Source organism: Chryseobacterium mucoviscidosis (genome assembly GCF_002177115.1).
Lineage (GTDB): Bacteria > Bacteroidota > Bacteroidia > Flavobacteriales > Weeksellaceae > Chryseobacterium > Chryseobacterium mucoviscidosis.
The window spans coordinates 38,799-62,355 of sequence record NZ_MVAG01000039.1 but is presented as its reverse complement, the minus strand read 5'-3'; the positions used below and the strand labels follow the sequence as shown (position 1 = coordinate 62,355).

At 35.4% G+C, this 23,557-nt stretch carries 26 protein-coding genes and 2 tRNA genes; 12 read left to right on the top strand and 16 right to left on the bottom strand.

Annotated elements, in window-relative coordinates; translation table 11 throughout:
* The first annotated feature begins 28 nt into the window (after nucleotides 1-28).
* From B0E34_RS00925 to B0E34_RS00900, 6 genes are all read left to right on the top strand, one after another.
* Nucleotides 29-2,023 carry a KUP/HAK/KT family potassium transporter gene (locus B0E34_RS00925; protein WP_087705964.1) on the top strand — a complete coding sequence of 665 codons (1,995 nt, stop codon included), beginning with the start codon at nucleotides 29-31 and terminating at the stop codon, nucleotides 2,021-2,023.
* 67 nt (nucleotides 2,024-2,090) lie between these two features.
* Nucleotides 2,091-2,564: a Fur family transcriptional regulator gene (locus B0E34_RS00920; RefSeq protein ID WP_076396095.1), complete on the top strand. Its 474-nt coding sequence runs from the start codon at nucleotides 2,091-2,093 to the stop codon at nucleotides 2,562-2,564.
* Nucleotides 2,565-2,571: 7 nt separating this feature from the next.
* Nucleotides 2,572-4,311 (top strand): OstA-like protein, encoded by a 1,740-nt coding sequence (locus B0E34_RS00915; RefSeq protein ID WP_087706031.1) that lies wholly within the window; start codon nucleotides 2,572-2,574, stop codon nucleotides 4,309-4,311.
* Between the two features lie 450 nt (nucleotides 4,312-4,761).
* Nucleotides 4,762-5,940 carry an aspartate aminotransferase family protein gene (locus B0E34_RS00910; protein ID WP_087706029.1) on the top strand — a complete coding sequence of 393 codons (1,179 nt, stop codon included), beginning with the start codon at nucleotides 4,762-4,764 and terminating at the stop codon, nucleotides 5,938-5,940.
* 184 nt (nucleotides 5,941-6,124) lie between these two features.
* Nucleotides 6,125-6,511: an START-like domain-containing protein gene (locus B0E34_RS00905; RefSeq protein ID WP_087705963.1), complete on the top strand. Its 387-nt coding sequence runs from the start codon at nucleotides 6,125-6,127 to the stop codon at nucleotides 6,509-6,511.
* Between the two features lie 75 nt (nucleotides 6,512-6,586).
* Nucleotides 6,587-7,396 carry an aminotransferase class IV gene (locus B0E34_RS00900; protein ID WP_087705961.1) on the top strand — a complete coding sequence of 270 codons (810 nt, stop codon included), beginning with the start codon at nucleotides 6,587-6,589 and terminating at the stop codon, nucleotides 7,394-7,396.
* Between the two features lie 89 nt (nucleotides 7,397-7,485).
* Here B0E34_RS00900 and B0E34_RS00895 read toward each other — a convergent pair whose 3' ends face one another.
* Both B0E34_RS00895 and B0E34_RS00890 read right to left on the bottom strand, forming a co-directional pair.
* The gene (locus B0E34_RS00895; protein ID WP_087705959.1) at nucleotides 7,486-8,067 is read right to left on the bottom strand and encodes an N-acetylmuramoyl-L-alanine amidase family protein; all 582 of its coding nucleotides are present in this window, start codon (nucleotides 8,065-8,067) and stop codon (nucleotides 7,486-7,488) included.
* A gap of 108 nt (nucleotides 8,068-8,175) precedes the next feature.
* The gene (locus tag B0E34_RS00890) at nucleotides 8,176-8,724 is read right to left on the bottom strand and encodes a YqgE/AlgH family protein (RefSeq protein WP_087705957.1); all 549 of its coding nucleotides are present in this window, start codon (nucleotides 8,722-8,724) and stop codon (nucleotides 8,176-8,178) included.
* A 24-nt stretch (nucleotides 8,725-8,748) separates the two neighbouring features.
* Between B0E34_RS00890 and pdxH the strand changes: the two genes are divergently transcribed.
* Nucleotides 8,749-9,393, top strand: coding sequence for a pyridoxamine 5'-phosphate oxidase (pdxH, locus tag B0E34_RS00885; protein ID WP_087705955.1), 645 nt, complete (start codon nucleotides 8,749-8,751; stop codon nucleotides 9,391-9,393).
* Between the two features lie 69 nt (nucleotides 9,394-9,462).
* Here the strand turns inward: pdxH and B0E34_RS00880 are convergent, their stop codons facing one another.
* Nucleotides 9,463-9,774 (bottom strand): HU family DNA-binding protein, encoded by a 312-nt coding sequence (locus tag B0E34_RS00880; RefSeq protein WP_087705953.1) that lies wholly within the window; start codon nucleotides 9,772-9,774, stop codon nucleotides 9,463-9,465.
* Between the two features lie 399 nt (nucleotides 9,775-10,173).
* On the opposite strand from B0E34_RS00880, the gene panD reads away from it, so the two are divergent.
* The 4 genes from panD to B0E34_RS00860 all read left to right on the top strand — a co-directional run bounded on the left by panD (nucleotide 10,174) and on the right by B0E34_RS00860 (nucleotide 13,003).
* Nucleotides 10,174-10,524: an aspartate 1-decarboxylase gene (gene panD / locus B0E34_RS00875; RefSeq protein WP_055984500.1), complete on the top strand. Its 351-nt coding sequence runs from the start codon at nucleotides 10,174-10,176 to the stop codon at nucleotides 10,522-10,524.
* Nucleotides 10,525-10,528: 4 nt separating this feature from the next.
* A complete protein-coding gene (locus B0E34_RS00870; protein ID WP_087705951.1) occupies nucleotides 10,529-11,557 on the top strand; it encodes a lysylphosphatidylglycerol synthase transmembrane domain-containing protein in 1,029 nt (342 codons plus the stop codon).
* A 193-nt stretch (nucleotides 11,558-11,750) separates the two neighbouring features.
* Nucleotides 11,751-12,326 (top strand): TerD family protein, encoded by a 576-nt coding sequence (locus B0E34_RS00865; protein WP_076396075.1) that lies wholly within the window; start codon nucleotides 11,751-11,753, stop codon nucleotides 12,324-12,326.
* Between the two features lie 2 nt (nucleotides 12,327-12,328).
* The gene (locus tag B0E34_RS00860; RefSeq protein WP_087705949.1) at nucleotides 12,329-13,003 is read left to right on the top strand and encodes a TerD family protein; all 675 of its coding nucleotides are present in this window, start codon (nucleotides 12,329-12,331) and stop codon (nucleotides 13,001-13,003) included.
* A gap of 27 nt (nucleotides 13,004-13,030) precedes the next feature.
* Here B0E34_RS00860 and B0E34_RS00855 read toward each other — a convergent pair whose 3' ends face one another.
* The 13 genes from B0E34_RS00855 to B0E34_RS00795 form a co-directional block, all read right to left on the bottom strand.
* Complete coding sequence (locus B0E34_RS00855; protein ID WP_087705947.1) at nucleotides 13,031-13,552, bottom strand: 3'-5' exonuclease; 522 nt, start codon at nucleotides 13,550-13,552, stop codon at nucleotides 13,031-13,033.
* A 63-nt stretch (nucleotides 13,553-13,615) separates the two neighbouring features.
* On the bottom strand, nucleotides 13,616-14,815 hold the full coding sequence (gene tyrS / locus B0E34_RS00850) for a tyrosine--tRNA ligase (RefSeq protein WP_087705946.1): 1,200 nt from the start codon (nucleotides 14,813-14,815) through the stop codon (nucleotides 13,616-13,618).
* A gap of 190 nt (nucleotides 14,816-15,005) precedes the next feature.
* Nucleotides 15,006-15,521 (bottom strand): hypothetical protein, encoded by a 516-nt coding sequence (locus B0E34_RS00845; protein ID WP_087705944.1) that lies wholly within the window; start codon nucleotides 15,519-15,521, stop codon nucleotides 15,006-15,008.
* Between the two features lie 18 nt (nucleotides 15,522-15,539).
* Nucleotides 15,540-16,145 (bottom strand): hypothetical protein, encoded by a 606-nt coding sequence (locus B0E34_RS00840; RefSeq protein WP_087705942.1) that lies wholly within the window; start codon nucleotides 16,143-16,145, stop codon nucleotides 15,540-15,542.
* Nucleotides 16,146-16,267: 122 nt separating this feature from the next.
* Nucleotides 16,268-16,933, bottom strand: coding sequence for a hypothetical protein (locus B0E34_RS00835; RefSeq protein WP_087705941.1), 666 nt, complete (start codon nucleotides 16,931-16,933; stop codon nucleotides 16,268-16,270).
* Nucleotides 16,934-16,952: 19 nt separating this feature from the next.
* Nucleotides 16,953-17,507, bottom strand: a complete 555-nt coding sequence (locus B0E34_RS00830; protein ID WP_087705939.1) for a hypothetical protein — start codon at nucleotides 17,505-17,507, stop codon at nucleotides 16,953-16,955.
* Between the two features lie 94 nt (nucleotides 17,508-17,601).
* On the bottom strand, nucleotides 17,602-17,985 hold the full coding sequence (locus B0E34_RS00825) for a tetratricopeptide repeat protein (RefSeq protein ID WP_123956491.1): 384 nt from the start codon (nucleotides 17,983-17,985) through the stop codon (nucleotides 17,602-17,604).
* Between the two features lie 5 nt (nucleotides 17,986-17,990).
* Entirely contained in the window at nucleotides 17,991-18,305 is a 315-nt protein-coding gene (locus B0E34_RS00820) for a hypothetical protein (RefSeq protein WP_123891941.1), read from the bottom strand.
* 192 nt (nucleotides 18,306-18,497) lie between these two features.
* Nucleotides 18,498-18,570: transfer RNA gene (locus tag B0E34_RS00815), tRNA-Lys, on the bottom strand.
* Nucleotides 18,571-18,575: 5 nt separating this feature from the next.
* Nucleotides 18,576-18,648: transfer RNA gene (locus tag B0E34_RS00810), tRNA-OTHER, on the bottom strand.
* 1 nt (nucleotide 18,649) lies between these two features.
* Nucleotides 18,650-19,966 carry a hypothetical protein gene (locus tag B0E34_RS00805; protein WP_087705933.1) on the bottom strand — a complete coding sequence of 439 codons (1,317 nt, stop codon included), beginning with the start codon at nucleotides 19,964-19,966 and terminating at the stop codon, nucleotides 18,650-18,652.
* A 40-nt stretch (nucleotides 19,967-20,006) separates the two neighbouring features.
* Nucleotides 20,007-20,438 carry a hypothetical protein gene (locus B0E34_RS00800; protein ID WP_087705931.1) on the bottom strand — a complete coding sequence of 144 codons (432 nt, stop codon included), beginning with the start codon at nucleotides 20,436-20,438 and terminating at the stop codon, nucleotides 20,007-20,009.
* Between the two features lie 294 nt (nucleotides 20,439-20,732).
* Nucleotides 20,733-22,787: a M3 family metallopeptidase gene (locus tag B0E34_RS00795; protein WP_087705929.1), complete on the bottom strand. Its 2,055-nt coding sequence runs from the start codon at nucleotides 22,785-22,787 to the stop codon at nucleotides 20,733-20,735.
* A 211-nt stretch (nucleotides 22,788-22,998) separates the two neighbouring features.
* Here B0E34_RS00795 and B0E34_RS00790 point away from each other — a divergent pair, with 211 nt between their 5' ends.
* On the top strand, nucleotides 22,999-23,532 hold the full coding sequence (locus B0E34_RS00790) for an SRPBCC family protein (protein WP_228422987.1): 534 nt from the start codon (nucleotides 22,999-23,001) through the stop codon (nucleotides 23,530-23,532).
* Nucleotides 23,533-23,557 lie beyond the last annotated feature (25 nt).

Sequence of the window (23,557 nt, the reverse complement as noted above, 5' to 3'; positions counted from 1 at the left end):
TGCGCGTTTAAAAATTAAATTAGCTGGTATGGCAGAAGTTACAGAAGGCGGTCATCATTTTGACATAAAAAAGCTTTCTTTCATTGGAATTTTAGTGTCTCTCGGAATTGTTTTCGGAGATATCGGTACTTCACCGCTTTATGTAATGAAAGCGATTGTTAACGCAAGAGGAAAAGGAAGTACGATGCCTTTCAATGAGTACATCGAAGGGGCGTTGTCCTGTATTATCTGGACACTTACTCTTCAGACGACAATTAAATATGTAATCATTGCTCTTAGAGCAGACAACAAAGGAGAAGGGGGTATTTTAGCATTGTTTTCTCTGGTAAAAAATCTTAAAAAAGGCTGGCTGTATCTTATTGCTATTGTAGGAGCGGCTGCGCTTATTGCAGATGGGGTAATCACTCCTTCGCTTACGGTAATGTCCGCGATCGAAGGTCTTGAAATTTATAATCCGGATACTCCGGTTGTTCCTATCACGATCGCGATTCTGATTGTTATTTTCGTGGTTCAGCAGTTTGGTACGAGCTTTATCGGGAAGTTCTTCGGACCGGTAATGGTAATCTGGTTTCTTGTTTTGGGAGGTTTGGGATTGTCTCATTTAAGCGAGAATCTTGAAATTTTAAGATCTTTCAATCCTTACTATGCGTACAAGCTTATTGTCAATTCTCCGAGCGCAATTGTAATTTTAGGAGCGGTTTTCCTTTGTACCACAGGAGCGGAAGCGCTTTATTCCGACTTAGGACACTGCGGTGCCAAAAATATCCGGGTAAGCTGGGGATTCGTAAAAGTGATGTTAATCTTAAATTATTTGGGACAGGGAGCATGGCTTTTAACCAATTACGGTAAACCGGGCTTTTCGGTAGTAAACCCTTTCTTTGGTATCATGGAAGAATGGATGGTGGTTCCGGGCGTTATTTTGGCAACTGCGGCTGCAATTATTGCCAGTCAGGCTTTGATAACAGGATCATTTACCATTTTCTCTGAAGCAATGTCCTTAAATTTATGGCCTAACCAGAAAATTGATTATCCTTCCGGGGTAAAAGGACAAATGTACATCCCAAGAATTAACTGGGGGCTTTTATTGTTCTGTATTGTGGTGGTTCTTCACTTCAGAGAATCAGGAAAAATGGAAGCAGCTTACGGTTTATCCATTACGGTAACCATGTTGATGACCACGGTACTTTTGGTATACTGGCTGTTGAAACAAAGAGTCAATAAAGTTTTAATCCTTATTTTTGCATTTGTTTACATGGCAATCGAATTAGGTTTCTTTAGTGCAAACGTAATCAAATTCATGGAAGGAGGATGGATTACGGTCGTATTGGCTGGATCTATCGGAGTTTGTATGTATGCGTGGTATAACGGAAGATCTATTAAAACAAAATTCATCAAATTTATTAAGCTTGAGACCTATATCCCGATCATTAAAGATATGAAGCTTGATGAAACGATTCCTAAATATGCAACTAACTTGGCGTACTTAAGCCGTGCAAAAAGAAATGATGAGATCGAGTCGAAGATTATTTATTCAATCATCAAAAAACAGCCGAAAAGAGCCGATCATTATTTTATCTTAAGCATTACCAATCAGGAAGATCCGTATACCTTCAAATATGCGGTAGATGAAGTTCTTCCGGGAACGATCTATAAGATTAACTTCATGTTAGGATTTAAGATAGACCGAAGAATTAACGATTATTTCGATATGGTTCTCAGAGATTTAATGGCAGACGGAACAATTCCTTCAAGAAGCAGCCATCCGTCATTAAGAGCGCATAATATTCCGCCGGATCTGAAATACGTGATTATAGACAATACCTATATCAACGATATTCTTCTTACGGTTAAAGAGAAAATCATCCTTAACATCTACAATTTCGTTAAATATATCGGAAGCGACGACTTTAAAGCATGGGGAATCACTTCCCACAACGTTGTGGTAGAATCTGCGCCTATGACAGAAGACTGCGTTGGAAAATCCAAAATCGAGCAGTGCGAATTTATCCGCCACAAAGGTTAAATTCTTTAACACAGTATGACAATATTTATTTAAATAAAAATCAATAAATTTGTAGATAAATTTTTTGATGGATACGATACAAAAAGAAAAAAATATTGCGCTGATAAAGGATGTTTTAAGAAACTATTTATTGGAAAAAGGTTTCCGAAACACTCCTGAACGATATACAATACTCGAAGAAATATACGGTATGGATCATCACTTCAATGTGGATGATCTGTACCTTTTAATGTTGCAGAAAAAATACCATGTTTCCAAAGCAACAATTTACAATACAATTGAAATTTTCCTTGATGCAGGACTCATCCGTAAGCATCAGTTCGGAGAAAAAACGCTCACTTCTTCCTCTTACGAAAAATCTTATTTTGATAAACAGCACGATCATTTGGTGGTGTATAAAAAAGATTCAGATAAGGAAATCGAAGAGATCATTGAGTTTTGTGATCCGAGAATTCAAGGGATTAAAGAAGCAATTGAACAGGCATTTGGCGTAAAAATTGATTCCCATTCGCTGTATTTTTATGGCACAAAGAATGATTAATCAATTCATGAGACTATTTGCTTTAGTCCTAGTCTCTGTTTCAACGTTTTTATTTGCACAGAACCAGCCGAAAACTCTGCAAAAAGATCCTTATTTTACCAATACCACTCCCAAAAAGAATGCTCCGCCTGCTGAAAAGGTGAAGCACATCCATTCCGATGAATTAAGAAAGGACGAGAAATACGACGGGAATAATTATTTCGTGGGGAATGTACAGTTTTCGCATCAGGGTTCTTTGCTGAATGCGGATCTTGTGATTGTGTATGAAGAACAGAATTTCATTAAAGCAATCGGGAATGTAAAACTGCAGAACGCCGATGGTTCAGTAATTACAGCCGATGAAATGGAGTATGACGGAAATACACAAAAAGGAATTGCCCGAAAAAATGTAGTTCTTACCGATCCGAAAGGAACGGTGATAAAAACGGAAACCATGTATTATGATAGGCTTTCCAATCAGGCGTATTACAACACCGGAGGAACAATTAACGACGGAAAAAGTACAACGTATTCCAAAACAGCAACCTATTTTCTGACAACCAGAACGATTGACCTTTCCGGAAGAGTGAAAATAGAAGATGCTCAGTACATTCTGGAAGGAGATAATGTGGTTCAGAATCAGAATACAAACATCGTCAATATCAACGGACCGACGACAATTGTCAACAAGAAAAATCCTAAAAACCGAATCGTTACCGATAAAGGAAATTACAATACAAATACGAAAGAAGCTTTTTTATACAAAAACTCCAGAGTGTATTATAATGATAAGATTCTTACCGGAGACGAAATGTACTATAACCAGTTATCCGGATTCGGAAAGGCGACAGGAAATGTAACACTGGATGATCCGAACGAAAGAAGATTTATAAAAGGAGGTTACGGAGAAATTTATGAAAAGAAAGATTCTGCCATGATGACCAAAAACCCGTATGCAGTAAAAGCATTGGAAAAAGATTCGATGTATTTTGCGGCAGAAAAAATTATTTCTTTTCAAAAACCGGATCCTGAAGATATCAAGGTGAAGAAAAGTTTTCTAAGAGCATACAGAAAAGGACGTTTTTATAAATCCAATGCACAGGGAAGAGCAGATTCCATCGCTTTCAATGAAACGGATGGAGTTCTTCATATGTATACCAATCCAATCCTTTGGAGCAACGGAAAACAGGTAACCGGAGATAAAGTTGAAGCCTATTTCAATACCCAAAAAGAAAATATAGATTCTCTGAAGGTTCTCGGAAATGCTTTTGCCATCAGTAAAGTCGATTCTCTGAATATGAAAGATGAATTCAATCAGGTGAAAGGTAAACTCATGACGGTTTATTACGGAGAAGATAACAACATCAAAGAAGCAAAAGTAATCGGAAATGCACAGGCAATTACCTATTCCGACGATGTGAACGAGCAAACGAAGGAAAAGGAAAGAATCGGGATTTCTCTTACTTCCTGCGGTATTATTGATGCTATTTTTGAGGAAAAGATGTTGTATGTTGTTGCCTGTAATATCGGAGCGGCATCAGATACCTATCCTATGAGTATGATAGAACCCGAAAGGCGGAAATTTCCGGATTTCAACTGGAATACAAAAGACAGGATTCTGAAATGGCAGGATATTCTCGTGGATACGCCTAATTATGAAGAAGTAAAATACGAAGCCGACAATACACTTTATAATAAAGCACAGGAAGCAGTGGAAAAAGAAAAAGCCAAAGAAGAAGCCAAAAAGCCGAAACGTGTAAGGCGATAAATTCGCATTTTTTTAACAGAATTTTTTTTAATTATAAAATATTCACCATTTTCTAAATAGGAAATGGTGATTTATTTTTACAAAATCGCCCTGAAGATAGTGGCTGCCTGATAATTTTTTAATTTTTTTTCGAATTTTCAGGCGTGTTTTATTCAAAAATCTGTGAAGCGGAAACCCTTATCGTTATTCGGTTTTCTAATTGGTAAATTCTCATGGTTTGTTGAATTGATTTGCGATCTTGGTATTTAATGTAAATATTTTTTATTGAATATGTATTTTCATTAATTTTTTTCTATATATTTACCTAAGAATATATGAAACTATATTAATATTTTGTGATTTGGTGGTATTGCCCGCAGTTTTCTGCGGGCAATTTTTTTATTCTGTCCGTTTCATTTCGGAGTTTGCCGAATCTTTTATAGTTTTGCTAAAATTTTTGGAACAATGGAAATGCAAAAGGATTTTTTTATATATCAGGCTCAGACGACAAAGTTTGCCGCAGGTTTTGAAGTAGAGAAGGCGGAAGGAAGTTATATTTATGGTAAAGACGGAAGAAGATATCTGGATTTTGTAGCAGGAGTTTCTGCCAATACTTTAGGACATTCTCATCCAAAAGTGGTAGATGCAATAAAAGAGCAGGCAGAAAAATACCTTCACGTCATGGTTTATGGAGAATATGCCCAGGAAAAACCAGTCGCTTTATGTAAATTATTGGCGGAAGCTACTCCAGATCCGTTAGAAATTACTTATCTCGTAAACAGCGGCGCAGAAGCGATCGACGGAAGTCTGAAACTGGCAAAAAGATATACCGGAAGAGAAGAGATTGTCTCTTTTAAAAACTCTTACCACGGAAATACCCACGGTGCGTTAAGTGTATCTGGAAATGAGTTCCATAAAAGAGAATTTCGTCCGTTATTGCCAATGATTTCGTTCATAGAATTTAACAACGAAAAAGATTTTGATAAAATTACCGAGAAAACAGCTTGTGTAATTTTAGAAACCATTCAGGGAGCGGCAGGATTTTTAGTTCCTAATGACGATTATTTAATCAAATTAAAAAAGAGATGTGAAGAAGTCGGCGCATTATTAATTTTAGATGAAATTCAGCCGGGATTCGGAAGAACGGGAAAACTTTTTTCTTTTGAACATTTCGGCATTGTTCCGGATATTCTTGTGATGGGAAAAGGAATGGGAGGAGGAGTTCCTGTTGGTGCTTTTATGAGTTCACGGGAAATTATGGAAACACTGTCTCATTCTCCGAAATTAGGGCACATCACAACTTTCGGTGGAAATCCGCTTATTGCGGCTTCCAGTTATGCAACTTTGAAAGAAGTTCTGGAAAGCGGTCTGATGAATGAAGTGGAAGAAAAAGAGAAATTATACAGAAGTCTTCTGGTTCATCCCAAAATAAAGAACATTAACGGAAAAGGTCTCATGCTGGCTGTAAATCTCGGATCTCCCGAATATACTTTAGACGTAGCCAAAAGATGTATGGAAAAAGGACTGATTGTATTTTGGCAGCTTTACAGAAATGAATATCTGAGAATCTCTCCGCCACTTACGATTTCAAAGGAAGAAATAGAAGAAGGATGTAAAATTATCCTTGACGTATTAAATGAAAACCAATAAAAAAGCTCTTTTTCAGAGCTTTTTTTTGATACCACAAAACAAAAAGATTATGGTAAAATAATAATTAAACACCTATTTAAGAATCTCTGACAAATATCATGAAGATTATGCAAAAAAATAAATACATTTTTGTGTAATAAAAAAATTAATTTATATATTGCGGAACGATTAAAACAAAGATTATATGGCGAAACATAAAGTCCATTACGAATTCCCAATGCATTGTTTATCAGAGATTTTATATGAATATCTGGCAACAGCGGAAGGATTGTCTGAATGGTTTGCAGATGATGTGACAGAGAAAGGGGATGACTTCTTTTTCAGCTGGGGTGGAGGTCCTTCTGAGAAGGCTACTTTAATAAGATATAAGCCTGAAGGTTTCGTACGTTTCCGATGGGAAGAAGACGAAGGAACCAAGAACTTCTTTGAAATGACGATCGCAATAGACGACATTACAGAAGACCTGTCTCTTAATATTACAGATTTCTGTGAAGAAGGAGATGAGGAAGAAAACGCAATGTACTGGGAAAATCTTATCGAAAATCTTAGAATTAAATTAGGAGCAGCCTAAACGTAGGCAAGCTGAATTATAAAACTGATGAACGATTTATCGTTCATTATTTTTTTGTAAATAAATTAGATTACAGTGGAAAATCAATATTTTACATCAGACGAAATTAATGTAAAAAACAGAGCCTTTCTTTCGGGGGATGCCGTTAAAGTTTCTTTTTTCATCAGAAACGGAAAATTAATCATGGATGAAGAATGCTATTTCTTCCTAATGGCTTCCATGAGAAAAATGAGACTGAATATTCCGTTAACCTACACTCTGGAATTTTTTCAGTCATTATTTCAAAAAGAAATTATTAAAGGGAAAAATATTCAGAATGCAATCATAAATTTTCAGGTTTTCAGAAATTCAGACGGAATTACTTTGTCTAAATCCTCAGTTTCCTATTTTTATGAGATTACCGAGACTGAAGATGTACTATCGCTGCACGAAAGAAATCTTGAACTGGATCTGATTAAGGAAATAAACGTTAATAACAACCTTTTAAGCAACATAAGGGTTCACAGTCCGGAAAATATTTACGGAGGGATTTACGCACAGGAAAATGACCTTGATGACGTTATCCTTTTAAACCCGAATAAAAGAATTGCGCGTACAACTTTCGGGAATCTTTTGTTTTTGGAAGACGATGTGATCAAAATTCCGAAACAAACGGAAGGAGCTTACATTTCGCCGCTTATGGAAAATTTTGTAACGTTTTTGCATAAAAATAATCTTGCAGACATACAGGAACACGAGATCATCGCGTTTGAGTCTCAGAAAGCCGAAGAAATTTTACTGATTTCAGATGAAAAAGGGATATTTTCTGTGGGGAAAATAAGAAATAAAACTTTCGGAAATCACAAGTTTTCTGAACTGATTAAAAGCTGGAAAGAAAGTTTTTAATATGAAAATTGACAAACCCGGTAAACAACAAAGTTCCGAAAGTCCTTTACCGGGTTTTATTCTGAATGATTCAGAATTTGTATCTTTATTTAGTATTCTCTGAAAATTTCAGAAAATTTCTGAGCAATTTCTTTCTGACCTTTCTCGCTGGTCAGATATTCTCTGTCTTTTGTATTATTGATATATCCGAGTTCCATTAAAACGGTCGGAGCTTTAGATTCTCTTAAAATATGAAGATTTTTCTCTTCAATTTTTAACGTGTTGAATTTCTTTGAAATCCGGTCAGCAAGCTTTTTTGAACCCTCGGTATTCTGCGTGTAGAGTTCAGCTCCCTGTTCAGTAGATTCAGACTTCGGACTGCTGTTTACGTGAAGTGAAATAACCATTTCAGGATTCAGCTTATTGATAAGAGCTGTTCTGTCTGATAGCTGGCTGTAGGTATCATTACTTCTCGTTAAAATAACCTCGTATTGATCCTGAATATCATTGAATTTTTGAATCTCTTTTCCGATGTTCAGAACAATATTCTTTTCATAAATTCCGTTTCTGTTCGCTCCCATGTCTTCTCCGCCATGTCCTGCGTCAATAATGATGACTTTTTTATGAATTGGAGTGAAAGATAGAAATGCAGTGGAAAAAACGGAGAGAATAAATAGTTTTGTTCCTTTCATATCGTAAAGATTTTAGTTAAACAAATAACGTAAATTCTTTGCTTAAAATTGGTTAACACTTTCTTAAAGTTTGTTAAATATTAACGGAATGTTAATAATGGGATGTTTCTAATTCAGGGAAATATCTTCAGGAGAATTTGCCCATAAAAGATATTCTCCACCCAAATTCTGCATGATCGATTTCCAGAGTGTCTGATCATTGGGCAAAGTATAATCAAGGTTATAAACATCTACTACCGTCCAGAGTTTTCTCTGGATTTCCCCATCAAGCTGCAAAGCTGTCCATCCGGAATAGCCGGAAAATATTTTCACGTTATTGATGTCCAGTTCACCGTTCAGAACAGCACTGATGATGTTTTCAATGTCTTCCGTAAGATAAAATTCGGGGGTGATTTCTGTATAAATTTCGGTTACTTTTTTTCCTTTTACAATAAAGAAAACTTTGTCGTTTTCTACAGGACCGCCATCATAAACTTCAATCTTAAAATCAAAAAAATCTTTGAATTTACTGCTCATCTGGCTGTTTTTCTTATTTAATATTAAACCAAATGCACCGTTCTCATTATGTTCAATAATCAAAACAACAGATCTGGAAAAAATATCGCCGGAAATGTCGGGTGTGGAAATTAATATTTTACCTTTGTAAGAGTAATTCATACTCAAATTTAATAAAAAATATTTATGGAAAACCTGCACGACAAAAGAAAAGTGTACGAGAAATCCCAACTTATTGAAAGTGAGATAAAACAAAATCCTATCGAACAGTTTCGCGACTGGTTTCTGGAAGCCAGCGAAAATCCTAACATCTCGGAAGCCAATGCAATGGCTATTTCCACGGTAGAAGAAGATAGCTGTCCGCGTACAAGAATGGTGTTGTTAAAAGCGTATACACATGAAGGATTTATTTTTTATACGAATTATGACAGCAGAAAAGGAAAATCCATAGAAAAGACCCATAAAGCCTGTCTTCATTTCTTTTGGCCGAGTCTTGAAAAGCAGATCATTATTAAAGCAGATCTGGAACGCATCGCAGAAAATCTGAGTGACGGATATTTTCATTCCAGACCGAAAGGAAGTCAGTTAGGCGCAGTGGTTTCTCCTCAAAGTCAAGAAATTCCCAACCGTGAATTTTTAGAAAAAAAGCTTAAAGAGCTTGAAGAAAAGTATGAAAATGCAGAAGTTCCAAGACCTGAAAACTGGGGCGGTTATATTGCAAAACCTTACGAAATAGAATTCTGGCAGGGAAGACCTAACCGGCTTCACGATAGGATTGTATATAAATTAGTAGATGGAATTGATTGGAAAATAGCAAGATTGGCTCCTTAAATAGCTGATACATCAATAAGAAAACCTCATCGCACGATGAGGTTTTATTTTTTCTTTAATCCTGAAAGATTATTTTTTCTTTTTACTTGGAGCAGGAGCGTTTGCTGAAGCAACAGCAGCAGAAAGATCTGCACCCGCTTTGAATTTAGCAACAGTTTTAGCTTCGATGTTAATTGGCTTTTTAGTTGCAGGATTAATTCCCTGTCTTGCTGCTCTTTCAGCTACAGAGAAAGTTCCAAACCCTACTAAAGAAACTTTTCCGTCTTTTTTCTTTAGCGTAGTCATTACATTAGAAATAAATGATTCTAAAGCAGCTTTAGCTGCAACTTTAGTGATGCCGGCATCTTTTGCGATTGCGTCGATTAATTCAGACTTGTTCATAATTTTTAATATTAAAGTTAGTTCGTATTAATAGCAAATATAATACTATTTTCTATATGTGCAATTTTTTTGCAAAAAAATAAATAAATTTTTTGATTTTACGTGAAAACAGTTAAAATATGATAATTCAGCTTTTTACGAAAAATCTACGTTACACGTTACTAAAATCATGCCAAATGCTTATGTATATTGACTTTACTAAAAATGTAATATTATTTTTTACATTTATTAAATCCTGAATTTTGTAATAAGTATTGATCGTTTTTAGGATATGTTTGTAAATTCTGTAAATAAAATCTTCAAAAATTATGTTTAATTAAATTAAAGTACTGGCATTCTGTGAGTTTTAAATTCATTATAAAAGGCGGTTTTGTAAATTATTATTAATAAATTTGCACCATGTTAATAGAAGTTTTTAAGTCTAAGATTCACAGGGTGAGAGTTACGGCTTCTGACCTTAATTATATTGGAAGTATTACAATAGATGAAGACCTTATTGAAGCGGCTGGTTTGGTAGTGGGAGAAAGGGTTTATATTGTAAATGTGAATAACGGAGAGCGTTTCGACACTTACGTGATCAAAGGAAAAAGAAAATCGGGAGAAGTTTGTCTTAACGGTCCTGCAGCGAGAAAAGTACAGAGAGATGATATCATTATTATCATTGCTTATGCACAGATGACTCCGGAAGAAGCACAGACTTTCCAGCCAAAAATTGTTTTCCCGGACGAAAAAACAAACCTTTTGACGTAACCGGATGGAGAAAAAATCAAAAAATCCTCTGAAATCCATTCTTACAATAGTGATCTCGCTTGCTTTTGCAGGCTTTTTTTTATGGTTTGCCCTAAAAGGTTTAGATTTTAAAGTGATCCAAAAATCTTTAGCAAAGGCAAATTACTGGTGGGTTTTATTTGCTGCCTGTTTTGGTATTGCAGCATACTGGTTCAGAGCAATCCGCTGGAATCTGATGCTGGAGCCGATGGGACACCATATTTCAAACTCCAATTCTCTCTGGTCGATTTCTTTTGGATATCTTATGAACCTAACAATTCCAAGAAGTGGAGAAGTAGCAAGAGCAACTGCTTTGTACGGAGTGGAAAGAATTCCGGTAGACCAGTCTTTCGGGACCATTATTCTGGAAAGAGTAGTAGACTTAGTCTGTATGCTTTGCTTTTTAGGGTTGACTTTGATCTTTAAAGGAGATGTTATTTCATCTGTTTATGAAAGTTCGGGAGCCAATTTCAATCCGAATAAAATCTTTTTCATCATAGGAATTTTATTGCTGGGTGCGGTTTTATTTTTTATGTTCAAAAAAAGACTCGCCAATGTTCCTGTTTTAGATAAGATTATCAAATTTATAGACGGAATACTCGACGGTTTAACATCTGTATTCAAATTAAAGCAAAAAGGAAAATTCATTCTTTATACTTTAGGAATCTGGGTTTCCTATTATTTTGCCGCCTATTTGGTCTGTTTTGCGCTGCCGGAAACTTCAGACTTTACTTTTGATGACGGATTTCTAATTCTCGTAGTGGGAACCTTCGGGATGATTATCCCTGCAAGTGGAGGAATCGGAGCTTTTAATCTCGCAATGAAATACGGTTTTATGGCTTTATTTATATCCATGGGGAAAAGCGGTGAGCTTGGAGGAGAGGTTGGTTTAACGTATTCTTTCATTTCATTGCCTTTGCAGATCTGCATCATGTTGGTCATGGGATTAATCTCAATTCCTATGCTGGCAAAAGCAAGAAATAATATTGTTGCAGAAAAAGAATTTACAGAATAATTTATCTTTTAATTAAATCTTTTGAAAATATAAAATCCGGTCATGGCGATCGGATTTTTTCAGCTCTTAATTTTACTGAATTTCAAAATTTTATGTTTTGCAATTTACATAATTTTTTGTCACAAAATATTTTGGAAATTTCCTAAAACCGCCATAACTTCGATAAACAATACATAAAACACATAGCATTATTATGGCAATTAATTTACAGAAAGGGCAAAGAATTGATCTTGGATTTACAAAAATGACCATCGGTCTTGGATGGGATCCGAATGAAGGAATGGGATATGATTTTGACCTTGATGCCTCCGCAATTATGATCGATGCAGAACGAAAACTGGTGAGTGAAGAATATTTTGTTTTTTATAATAACCTGAGTTCGCCCGATGGCGCACTCACGCATACAGGTGATGATCCGAGCGGAAAAAACAGCGACGGAGATGATGATGAATCCATCATTATTGATCTTGAAAAAGTAGATGAAAGAGTTCAGGAAATTCTTTTTGTCGTTACCATCGAAGATTTTGAAAGGAGAAAGCAGAATTTCGGACAGGTGAGAAATTCGTACATCAGAATTGTAGACAATAACACGAATATGGAAATTGCCAAATATGAACTGGACGAAGATTTTTCCATCGAAACCGGAATAGAATTCGGAAGACTGTACAAACGTGGTGGAAGCTGGAAGTTTGAAGCTTCAGGAATCGGCTACAGAGCAGATCTGGGCTTTTTCCTTGAAAAATATTACAAAGGACAAATCATTAAATAGAAATGGCAATCAACTTACAAAAAGGTCAGACGATTAACCTCCGCAAAAATGAACATGGAGAAGATGCGTATGATCTTTCCTCAGTAACCATAGGTCTGGGTTGGGATGTTCGAAGATCCGGAAATTTTTTCAACCGTCTGTTCGGGGTCAGCGATGGTCCGGAATATGATCTTGATGCCATCGCTTTTCTTTTAGATAAAAACGGAAAAGTAGCAGATCTCGGAATGACGGTTCCCGGAAGAAACGGAAGAGAGATCGCTTTGTACAAAAGTGATGTTATCTACTTTAATGCGATGCGGCATCCGAGCGGAAAAATATGGCTCACCGGAGATAACAGAACCGGAGCCGGAGATGGCGACGACGAACAGATTATTGTGTTGCTGGATCAGTTGGATGAACGTTATCAGAAAATCGTTTTCGTGGTTTCAATTTATCAGGGATTGTTTAATAGGCAGCATTTCGGAATGATAGAAAATGCATTTATCCGCGCGGTAGATGCAAGAGGAAGAGAAATTACAAAATTCAGTCTTTCCGGCGATGCAGGTATGAACGGAATGTGTTCCATGGTTTTTGCGGAAGTTTACCGACACAACGGCGACTGGAAATTCCGCGCCATCGGAGAACCGCACCGGACGGATAATTTTATTGAGGTTCTTGTTCCTTACACCTATAAGTAAAAAAGTATGCTGAAAATGCATACTTTTTTATTTCAATCCGATTTTCAGTCCCATTTCCTTTTTCATATACAGTAAAACTTCTGCATTTCCTCGTGCATCATCAACCGGATGATGGGTGTGTTCTGTTTTTCGTAAATGTTTCCACTGGGCAAAAGTGTCTTTTTCCAGTCCGCAATACAGATCCGCAAGTCTTCTGGAGGAAAACCCTAAAGGATTTCTCCCGATGAAATGATGAAAATACCAACAGATAAACATCCAGTCGAAGCCGTTGTTATCACTAATGAAAACAGGTCTTCCTTTAGAATTTTCTTTAATCCATTCTTCAAATTTCAGCATCACTTCTTCGGGATCATCAAAATTCATTGTTTCCTCCCGCGTGAAACCGGAAACTGCCAATGCATCCGGATTGAATTTCTCTGAAATAGGTTTCAGTTTTCCGTAAAAGGTGGTTTCCAGATTTTCATCCACTAAAACGGCTCCAAAACAGATCATTGAAAAATCGCCCGGAATCGGTCCGTCTGATTCTATATCGACCATAATGTAGCTCATGCAATTGTATTTTAAATTTTAAAGAAACGAATATATAGAAAATTGCCTTCGGAAATTAAATATTTACAAAAGTTCAAAAAAACTTCTTTTGCCGATCTTAATTTTTATTCCTTTCTCTAATTTAATTTCTTCATTCGGATCAGTTATTTTTATATTGTTGATCTGAATTCCACCGTTTTCAATCAGTCTTCGGATGAAAGATTTGCTTTCGTTACTTTTCAGTTGATGACATAGTTCTGTTAAAGTCATTTTATACTGAATATGATGGAGCGAATCCATGAAGACCAGTTCAAAAACTTTTTCTTCAAAATTTTTACTCTGAAACTGATTCATAAAAAACAACTCTGCACTTTCAGCCGATTCTGCATCATGATATTGTGTGATGATATTTTTAGCGATCAGCTTTTTAATATTCATTGGATTTTCACCATCATTGATGTTTTGTTTTAAACGTTCTTTCTCTTCAGAAGAAAAATCCGTGGTAAGATCAATAAATTCGTCAATCAGAGAATCCGGAATGGACATCGTTTTCCCAAACATTTCATTCGGCTCGTCGGTTAATCCGATGATGTTGTTTAAAGATTTGCTCATTTTTTCTTTTCCGTCCAAACCTTTTAGCAAAGGCATGCACATCACGATCTGCGGAGATTTTCCGTGACTTTCCTGTAATTGTCGTCCCATCGTACAGTTGAAAAGCTGGTCGGTTCCGCCCATTTCAATGTCACAATTAATCTGTACAGAATCAAAACCCTGCAAAACAGGGTACACCAGTTCATGCATTGAAATAGGTGTATTTTCTGAAAACCTTTTATTGAAATCATTTCTGTGCATCAGTTGGGCAACCGTCACTTTCGACATCAGTTGGATCATTTCCGAAAAATTCAGCGCATCCAGCCATTCCGAATTAAAGACAATTTTTGTTTTTTCCATATCAATAACTTTTGAGAGCTGACTGATGTACGTTTCCGCATTATGATGAACTTCTTCAGCGGTTAAAGGTTTTCTCGCCTTGTTTTTTCCTGTTGGATCGCCGATTCTTGCGGTAAAACTTCCGACAATGATTACAATCTGATGTCCCAGATCCTGAAATTGTTTCAGTTTTTTCAAAACAACTGCGTGTCCAAGATGCAGATCCGGAGCAGTGGGATCAAAACCCAGTTTGATGATTAGCTTTCTGTTTTCTTTTTCGGCTTGCTGAATTTTCTCTTCCAGTCCGTTTTCCGGCAGAATGATTTCTACATTTTCTTTTAATTTTCTGATCATATTTTTAATTTTTAAGCATGAAAAAACCCGAACAAAACTGTCCGGGTTCTATGATATTTTTAGATTAAATTTCTACTGAATATGGTTATAGAAGTCTTCCCGAACGGTTATCCGGGTAATAATAATTGCTGAAAAAAGGAAGACGCAATATGTTGTTTAAGTGCTTCATGAATGCAAATATAGAATTTTATTAAAAGATCATTTGTTTTTTCTTCAGAAAATCTTCGACTTTTCTTTCAAAGTCATGGAAATTCTGTACAAGAAAGGCACCGCTTCTTTTTTCTGAAAATTCTTTATCATTAAGCAGTAAATAAGTCTTTTTCAGTTGAAGGTAACAAAGCAAAACAAATTGTTTTATTTTAACTTCGAACTGAGTTTCCAGTTTAAAATTCAACTGTCCTCCGTAAGATTCTTCAAAATAATATATAGAAATAATGGCTTTATGCTGTTTATCCTTTATTCGTTTTATTTCAAATTTACATCCTCCCGGTTCGTTGTACCAGATAAATTCAGTTTCCCATTTGTCTTGTATCAGATCCAGAACGGCATACATGATTTCTGAATAAGGATTGTTAAAAACATGAGTAATTACATAATTAAAACTTCTTCCATGAATGTAAAGCAGAAATTCACTCCATCCGGAAGGAAGAAGGATCAAAAGCATATCCAATTCATCCGATTGGATTATTTTTTGGTTATTTCTCATTTGAATTATTAATCGTTTTTAAAGTTTCATGATATAACCTTTATAAAACTTTGTACAGTCATACAGCTTTTCAAAATCAGGATAGTTTTTTTCATGGGAAAAATCGTTATTTTTTGCATGAAATTCCTGTTCTGCCAAAGAATACAGATCTTTATGATTTAATTGTAAATAATCCGACAGATAATTTTCATTTTTCTGATCTACTAATCCTGTAAAAAATATTCCGTAGATCAGAAAACGGTTGAAATCTTCCGCTTTGCATTTGTACCCTAAATGTTGCATTGAATATTTTTCATAATCTGAAAGAATTTGGTTAAAATTTTCAACTTGTAAAGAATCATTTATTTCATAAAAAATATCAAATCCGTGTACGAAAAGCTGGGTTTTCATTTCTTCAGGATCGGAAGTGTATTCTGATGCAAACCAATTGAAAATATCTTCCACTTCTTCTTTATTAAGATTTTCTGCATTCTCCTGAACTTTCTTTTTTATAAGCTCAAAACTTGTTTTCTGATCTTTTTTTAAAAACTGAAGCGCAGTTTCTTCTTCGCGGCAGAGTTTGTTGTACAGATTGATCTTTGCGGCAACAGGATTGTTTTTGATGAAATAAAGTTTTTCTGCCATAATCTTATGTATTGCCTTATTTTTCAGCAAATTTCATAACTAAGGTAGTGAAAAATTTCATATAAAAAAGCAGAGTGGTATTATTTCATACACTCTGCCGATGATTTTTAAATTTAATTTTATTATTTACTGAAAGCAGTCAGCCGTTTTAGTTCATCCTTTAAAATCACTTCTTCGATGGCTTTTTTAATCATGCTGCGAACTATGGAAAGCGGATGATGGGGAAAATCATTGTCATACTCCTCTGTTTCGGATTTATTCATAAGAGCACCCTCTTTAAAGGAAGGATCGTAGGGATCTTCAAACCAGTTTTTCAGTCCATTATCATCAAATGTAACTTCGCCGTTTTGGAGAAATCTGTTTAGTACCAGATTATCTCTCATCCCTGTTGTTCCGACTTCAACAGCTTGGGTTTTAATTACAAAACTGCAGTTTTCAAAAGGAATAGTAACGGATGCAAGATAGCTCATCCCTTGTTCAGGTTGAGGGATTTTAAAAATAGTCTTTACACTCGGAATATTATGAAGGTTAAATGTTGATACCTCAACAATGCCTCCACCGGAAGCAGAAACTGAGTGCCTGTGAAAGTTTCTTAATTCATCAATATTTTTAACAGTCGGTAAATCCGGCGGAATGTTGAAAAAGTACAGAGAAATCAATGCGCTTTGTTCAGGATTTACCCAGACGATCTGAGCGTCATTTTGTTCAACGATTTCCCAGCCGAAAGTTGGGATAGAAATAGAATTGATGGTAACTTCAGGCTTTTTTCTTTTAAGGAAAGTAAACATAGGTATCTTGTTTTTGTTTTTAAAGTTTCTGATGTGCCGTTTTAAGGAATTTTATCAGTTCGGCAAGTCCGTTTTTGGAAAACTGTATTTCATTCTGGCTGTAGAATGTAGCAGGCAATTTCAGATAATATTCCCATGTTTTTACATCTGCATGGTAGTTGCTTCCTGTTTCGATATTGCTTTTGGTGGTGTATTTGTATTTGGTGTCGTTTTCAGGTTTGGAAGATGAGTTCTGCTGAATTTTTTCAAGCGCATTGATGAGTTTTTCGACTTCATCTTTTTCCAGAGTAGTAGTCTTTCTGGAAATGTTGTCGAAAGTTTCGGAAAGCGTCATAATTCCCAAAACGCTCAGCGAAGAATCATCCGACAAATCTTTAAGAACAATTTTCTGAAAATGAAGGCCTTTAAAATCACCAAGCTTAATAATTTCTTTTTGAACAACCGCTTCTTTTTTTGAGCTGAAGTTTTGATAATTTTTCTCCAGACCTACAGTCGAAGGTTTTACAGTCGGAATCTGTGCTTTAAGAGCTGAAAAAATGATAATAAAAAATGCTGAAATAATTGTTTTCTTCATAGGAGATGGTTATTATTTATGTTTTTTAAAAATGCTGAAATTACAGAAAAATTGGGAATTGATTAGTAAACAGAATCTTTTTTTTATAAAATTCTCAACGCGACTCCGGATCAAAATGAGCTTTAAAAGTTAACGGATCTTCTGTTTTGTCTTCTGCAATTTCCAAAAATTCATGATATTCTTCAGGATGCTTTCCCATATAAGTCATCACAATTGCAAGATTGACGAACAGATTTTTATCCGCCGAACCCAGATTTAATGCCTTATGAAGATGTTTTAAAGCCTGCTCGTCTTCTCCCATATCAGAATAGATTGCAGCAATGTTGATTAAAGCGGAAGTATTTTCCGGTTCAAGCGCTAAAATTTCATCCAGTTCTTTGATTAAAAGATCGTTAATTGCATCCCAATGATCTTCATTTTCCCATCTTTTTGCCTGGAGTTTTTTTACGTTTTGGAGTCTTGTGTTTATATTATTCATGATTTTTATTTTTTTTCTAAAATTTCCGAACAAATGTTTTTGCCTTCATTGCACCGATAATCATAAATAATATAGTTTTTTCCTGTTTCTACCACTTCATATTCCGTTTTCTTACCAACATAAAATAAGCTGTCCGGCATTTTATATTTTGTTTTTATATTTTTTATTTCCGCTTTAAATTTACATTTACTCAGCATTTTTATATTACTTTCTATCGTAACGGTATTTTTCCCATAGATTTCTGTCATTTTATTGTCAGAAAATTTCACTTTAAACCGATTATCTTGGCTATATCTGGAAAAAGTTCCATTTTTAATCATGTCACAATTCGGGATTTTATCAGAATACGGAAAATCATTTCTTCTTTGGGATTGTAAAGCGAAAGAAAATAACAGGGCGACGAAAAGTGTAAATTTTATTTTCATTAAGAATACACTAAGGCGATTAAAATGTGTTCTTTAAAAAGATAGACCCTTTAAACACAGTAAAGGATTCATTGAATATAATTTTTGTTCTGATAACAGGGCTCGAACCTGTGTCCTCCCGGGTGAAGAGCCGGGTACTCTGCCGCTGAGCTATATCAGATACCAAGACAGATGTAGGGCTCGAACCTACGTCAATCCGGAAGAAGAGCCGGATATTCTACCACTGAATTAACCTGTCTTTATTTATTTTTTCCTGAGAAAAATTTGTTCTTTCTTAGAATCATTGCCATAAATGGATTTGAAACCGTTACACCGTGTACAAGTTCGGGTGTCGGTTTAAATTTCGCAACAGAATGTTCTCTTGGTGCGATCCATCCTGATTTTTCCGGATCTATTCCTGCTTCTCTGCAAATATCTGTAATTAATTTTTTATTGCAAAATGCTTTTTCCTGAAAAACTTCCCAAGGTAGAGGGATCTTATTCCAAACCTCTGTATTAGGATCAATCTTACTGCCTGTTGCATAATGCCACGCAACAACATCTGCAGCCATTAATCTCATGACTTTTCCAAAGCAAATGTCTTCAAGGATATAACCCATTCCCATTGCATAAATGATATTCATCCAATTGTCTCTCGCATTATTCCATGCTCCGGCGGTATTGTTCCAGGTTGTAGAATCATTTCCGCGTTTTACAGCCATTGTCTGGCGATTGATATCGTTATTATTCCATAGAACTTCTAAAAAACCGGAGATTTCCTGAATAATAGATGTCCATTTTCCCAAAAGTTTTCCTTTTTGTTCATCATTTAAATAATTTAAAGTTATATCGCTTGTGTAAATATGAGAAATTGCCCACCAATTTGTATTTTCAGGATTTTCTTTACATCTCCCGAATAAAACTTCGCAAATTTCATCAAATGGTCTTTCCTGACTTTGATTGGTAAATACACTTCTCATATTGCAGCGTGCATTATAATAGGCGATAAAACAGGCAGTATTTAGATCAGATTGAAAATCCTCAAAATTTATCGTGTGACTTAGTCCATGTTTTGAAATTTTTTGAAATTCAAGCTTTTTAGTTTCCTGAATTAGTGTTTTTAATTTCTTTTCGATTCTTTTTAGGAGACGCCATTTTTTATTGTAATTTCTTTTAGAAATATCCAGACCAATTTCTTTTCTTTGAATCTTGTTCAGTCTGTCTGTCTTAAAATTATTCTGACCAACAGATTTAAAAATGAGGGGAGAAGTCTTATTTAAAAAATCTTCAATATCTTCTGTCTTACTACCAAATTTGTCAGTTTTTTGAATTTCAATCTTAAAGACTTCTATGGCTTTATTAATTTGGACTTCTGCACCAACTGTAGTTCCAAAACTTTCCAACATTGAAGTATAGCCATACAGATTTCTATTCAGAGATCCTTTTGCTGTTTTTTCCAGAATTTGATTTTCATGAGTTGAAAGTTGATCTTTCATAAGTTCAACAATCATTTCCGCAACATCTTCCGGACGTCGTCGTTCTTCTAAGGTTTTGTAAAGATCTTTGATATTATACATTGTCACTTTTTATTTCAAATCTAATAATAAACTGTGAAAATTATTCATACTTCATTTTAAAATCAAGCCCATTCTCATACTCTGCAGGATTAAAAAAAGTAATAACTCCGATATCAGAATTCAGCCTTTGTTTCAAATCATTTAAATAAATTTCAGCTAAGGTAATGGTTCCGTCAATAGTTAAACTGAAGACAGTTTTATTATCATCAGTTATATTAACGCCAAACAAAATTCTATCAGGATTGTCAGTGTATTGATTCCAGTAAAAGGTCTGGTCAATATGATCTGTATTTACAAAATAATCGATCATTTCTTTATTGCTGCTAAAGCCTTCTTCACTATCCATTCTGGAAGTATAATCTAAATTCAACGGTTCGTATTTAGGCAGATAAAGATCTAAAAGTTCAAAAATTTTTTCGGTTGATTTGCCGTCAAAATAAACCTGACAGACAATGTCTTTAATTAATTCCATGGTTTTAATTTCGAATTGGTTTAAAGCGGATTCTCAAATATAAATTTTAATTCTATGCAAAGTAAAAACAATTTTTAAGATGAAAGAGAACAAGTATATTTCCGTTATGTGCGGATGATGAAACTTGCGCTTCATAGCAGATGAAATCTGCCTCACTTTGCTTTACTTAAATATTTAGCTCTGAATATAAAGCTTTGCGTTTCAGATTATAATTAAAGAATAGCTGAAAATTTCATCACGGATTTTTAAAATAAAACCATTAAGCTCAATAACTTAATGGTTTTATAAATGTTTTTATCCAAACGCCCTCTTCAGCAAACTTTCCACTTTCGGTTCGCTTCCTCTGAAATTCTTGTACAGTTCCATTGGATCTTTTGTACCGCCGGAAGAAAGAAGAACTTTATATTTTGCAGCAATTTCAGGATTGAAAATTCCGTTTTCTTTAAAATATTGGAAGGCGTCGGCATCCAGAACTTCCGCCCATTTATAAGAATAATATCCCGCAGAATATCCACCCTGAAAAATATGTGAAAAACTCGGACTCATCGCCGTTTCAGGATTCGCAGGGTATAACTGTGTTGCTTTTGTATATTCATCCTCAAACTCCTTCACACTCTTATTCTCCAACTCTCCGACTTTCGTATGGTAATTCATATCCAGTAATCCGAAACCAAGCTGTCTCAATGTCTGGTAACCCTCCATAAAGTTTTTCGACTGTGCTATTTTCTCAATTTTTTCATCCGGCAAAACTTCTCCTGTTTTGTAATGTTTTGCGAACGTTTTTAAGAATTCCGGTTCGTAGCAGAAATTTTCAAGGAATTGAGAAGGCAGCTCCACGAAATCCCATTTTACAGAAGTTCCCGAAAGAGTAGGGTATTGCGTATCGGCAAGCATTCCGTGAAGGGCGTGACCAAATTCGTGGAACAGAGTCGTCACTTCCTGAAACGTGAGTAAACTTGGAGTATCCTTCGTCGGCTTACTGAAATTACAAACGATAGAAATATGAGGACGGGAATTTTCGCCGTCTTTTTTGTACTGGTTTTTATAGCTCGTCATCCAGGCTCCCGCTCTTTTGCCTTTTCGAGGGAAATAATCTACATAAAGCAGCGCTTTGAAGTGGGTTGATGATTCTTGGTTGGAAGTCTGAGCGGAGTCGAAGACTTCTTTTACCTCATAAACCTTTACCTCTTCATGATATTTCGAAATATCGTTTCTTTCCTCAAAAGTTAATCCGAAAAGTTGTTCTGCCAATCCGAAAACCGCATCCTGAACCTGATTTAACGGAAAATAAGGCTTTAATTCTTCATCATTAAGATCATATTTTGCTTTGCGGAGTTTTTCTGCATAAAAAGCGTGGTCATAGCCTTGCATTTCTTCAATTCCGTCTGCTTTTGCCAAAGATTTCAACTCTTCAATTTCTTTATCGGCATAAGGTTTTGCTTTGGTTAAAAGTTCGTTCAGAAAATCGATAACTTTTGTCGGAGATTTTGCCATTCTTTCCTCCAGAACATAATCTGCGTAGTTTTTATAGCCTAACAATTCAGCTTTTTGCTGTTTTAAAGAAAGAAGCTCTTTAATTAAATTCTGATTATCAAATTCTCCGCCGTCGAAAGACTTTTTGCCGTTTGCCAAAGCAATTTCCTTTCTCAATTCGCGGTTTTCAGCATACGTCATGAACGGAATGTAACTTGGATATTGTAACGTTACCACCCATCCTTCCAGATTTCTTTCTTTGGCTTCTTCAGCATATTGTTCCAGAATAGCATCCGGAATTCCCGCAAGATCTTCTTTATTGGTGATATGTTTAAAATAATTATTCGTCGAAGCCAACACATTCTGCCCGAACTGAAGTGATTTTAAAGACAAATCCATGCTGATTTTCTTTAATTTCTCTTTGTCTTCTTCATTTAATAAAGCACCGCTTCTCACAAAACCTTTGTACGTTTCATTCAGAAGCATTTCCTGCTCTTCGTTGAGGTTGTATTTCTCTTTTTCATCGTACACTTTTTTAATTTTACTGAAAAGGGCTTCGTTTTGAGAAATTTTTGAAGAATATTCTGTTAAAATCGGAGAAACTTCCTGTGCGATCTTTTGGATTTCATCGCTGGTTTCTGCCGAATTTAAATTGAAAAATATATTGGAAACTACATCAAGCTGTTCGCCGGAATAAGCCAATGCTTCAATTACGTTTTCGAAAGTCGGGGCGTCCTGATTATCAACGATAGCGTTAATTTCTTCTTCAGATTTTTGAATTAATTCCTTAAAAGCAGGAATATAATTTTCATTTTTGATTTGATCGAAGGGCGCTGAATGATATGGTGTGGTAAATTTTTCTGTTAAAATATTCATATTCTGATTTTTAATTGTTGTAAATTTAATGATTCTCCGGAACCGACAGCGAAAAAGCTCAAAAATGATGCCTGAAAGGAAGTTGTGACAAAATTGATATTATTGTATAATCTTGTCATATGGAAAGTCAAGATGAAGCCGGATTGATTAATTTTGACAGCAAATTGAAGTGTCCTTATCATAAAAATTATAACCCTAAATTTTAATAACGATGAAAAAAATTTTAAAAGTTTTTGGTATCATTTTACTATTAATTGTTGTTTATGCTTTGATCGCAATGGTGGCATTTGGCAAAAACTATCATTACGAAAAATCGATGGTGATGAATGCTCCGAAAGAGAAAGTCTGGAAACAGATCAGTTCCATGAAAGCTTTTAATCAGTGGAATCCGTGGATGAAGCTGGATCCGAATATGAAAATTGTGTATTCCGGAAACGAAGGTCAGGTTGGAGATAAGTATTGCTGGGACAGCAAAAATGATGATGCAGGAGCAGGTTGTCAGGAAATGAAAGAGTTGGTTACAGACCAAAAGCAGAAAACAGAAATGATTTTTGAAAGACCGTTTGCAGGACAGGCAACCTCAGAAATCGCTTTGTCTCCAGAAGGAAACGGAACAAAAGTAACCTGGACGATGGATACAGAGCAGGATCCGATGATGAAAATAATGCGGCCGATGATGGATTACCAAATGGGAAAATCCTACGAAGAAGGACTTAATAATCTGAAGAAATTAGTAGAAAAATAAAAAGAAAGCCTTGTGAAATTACTCG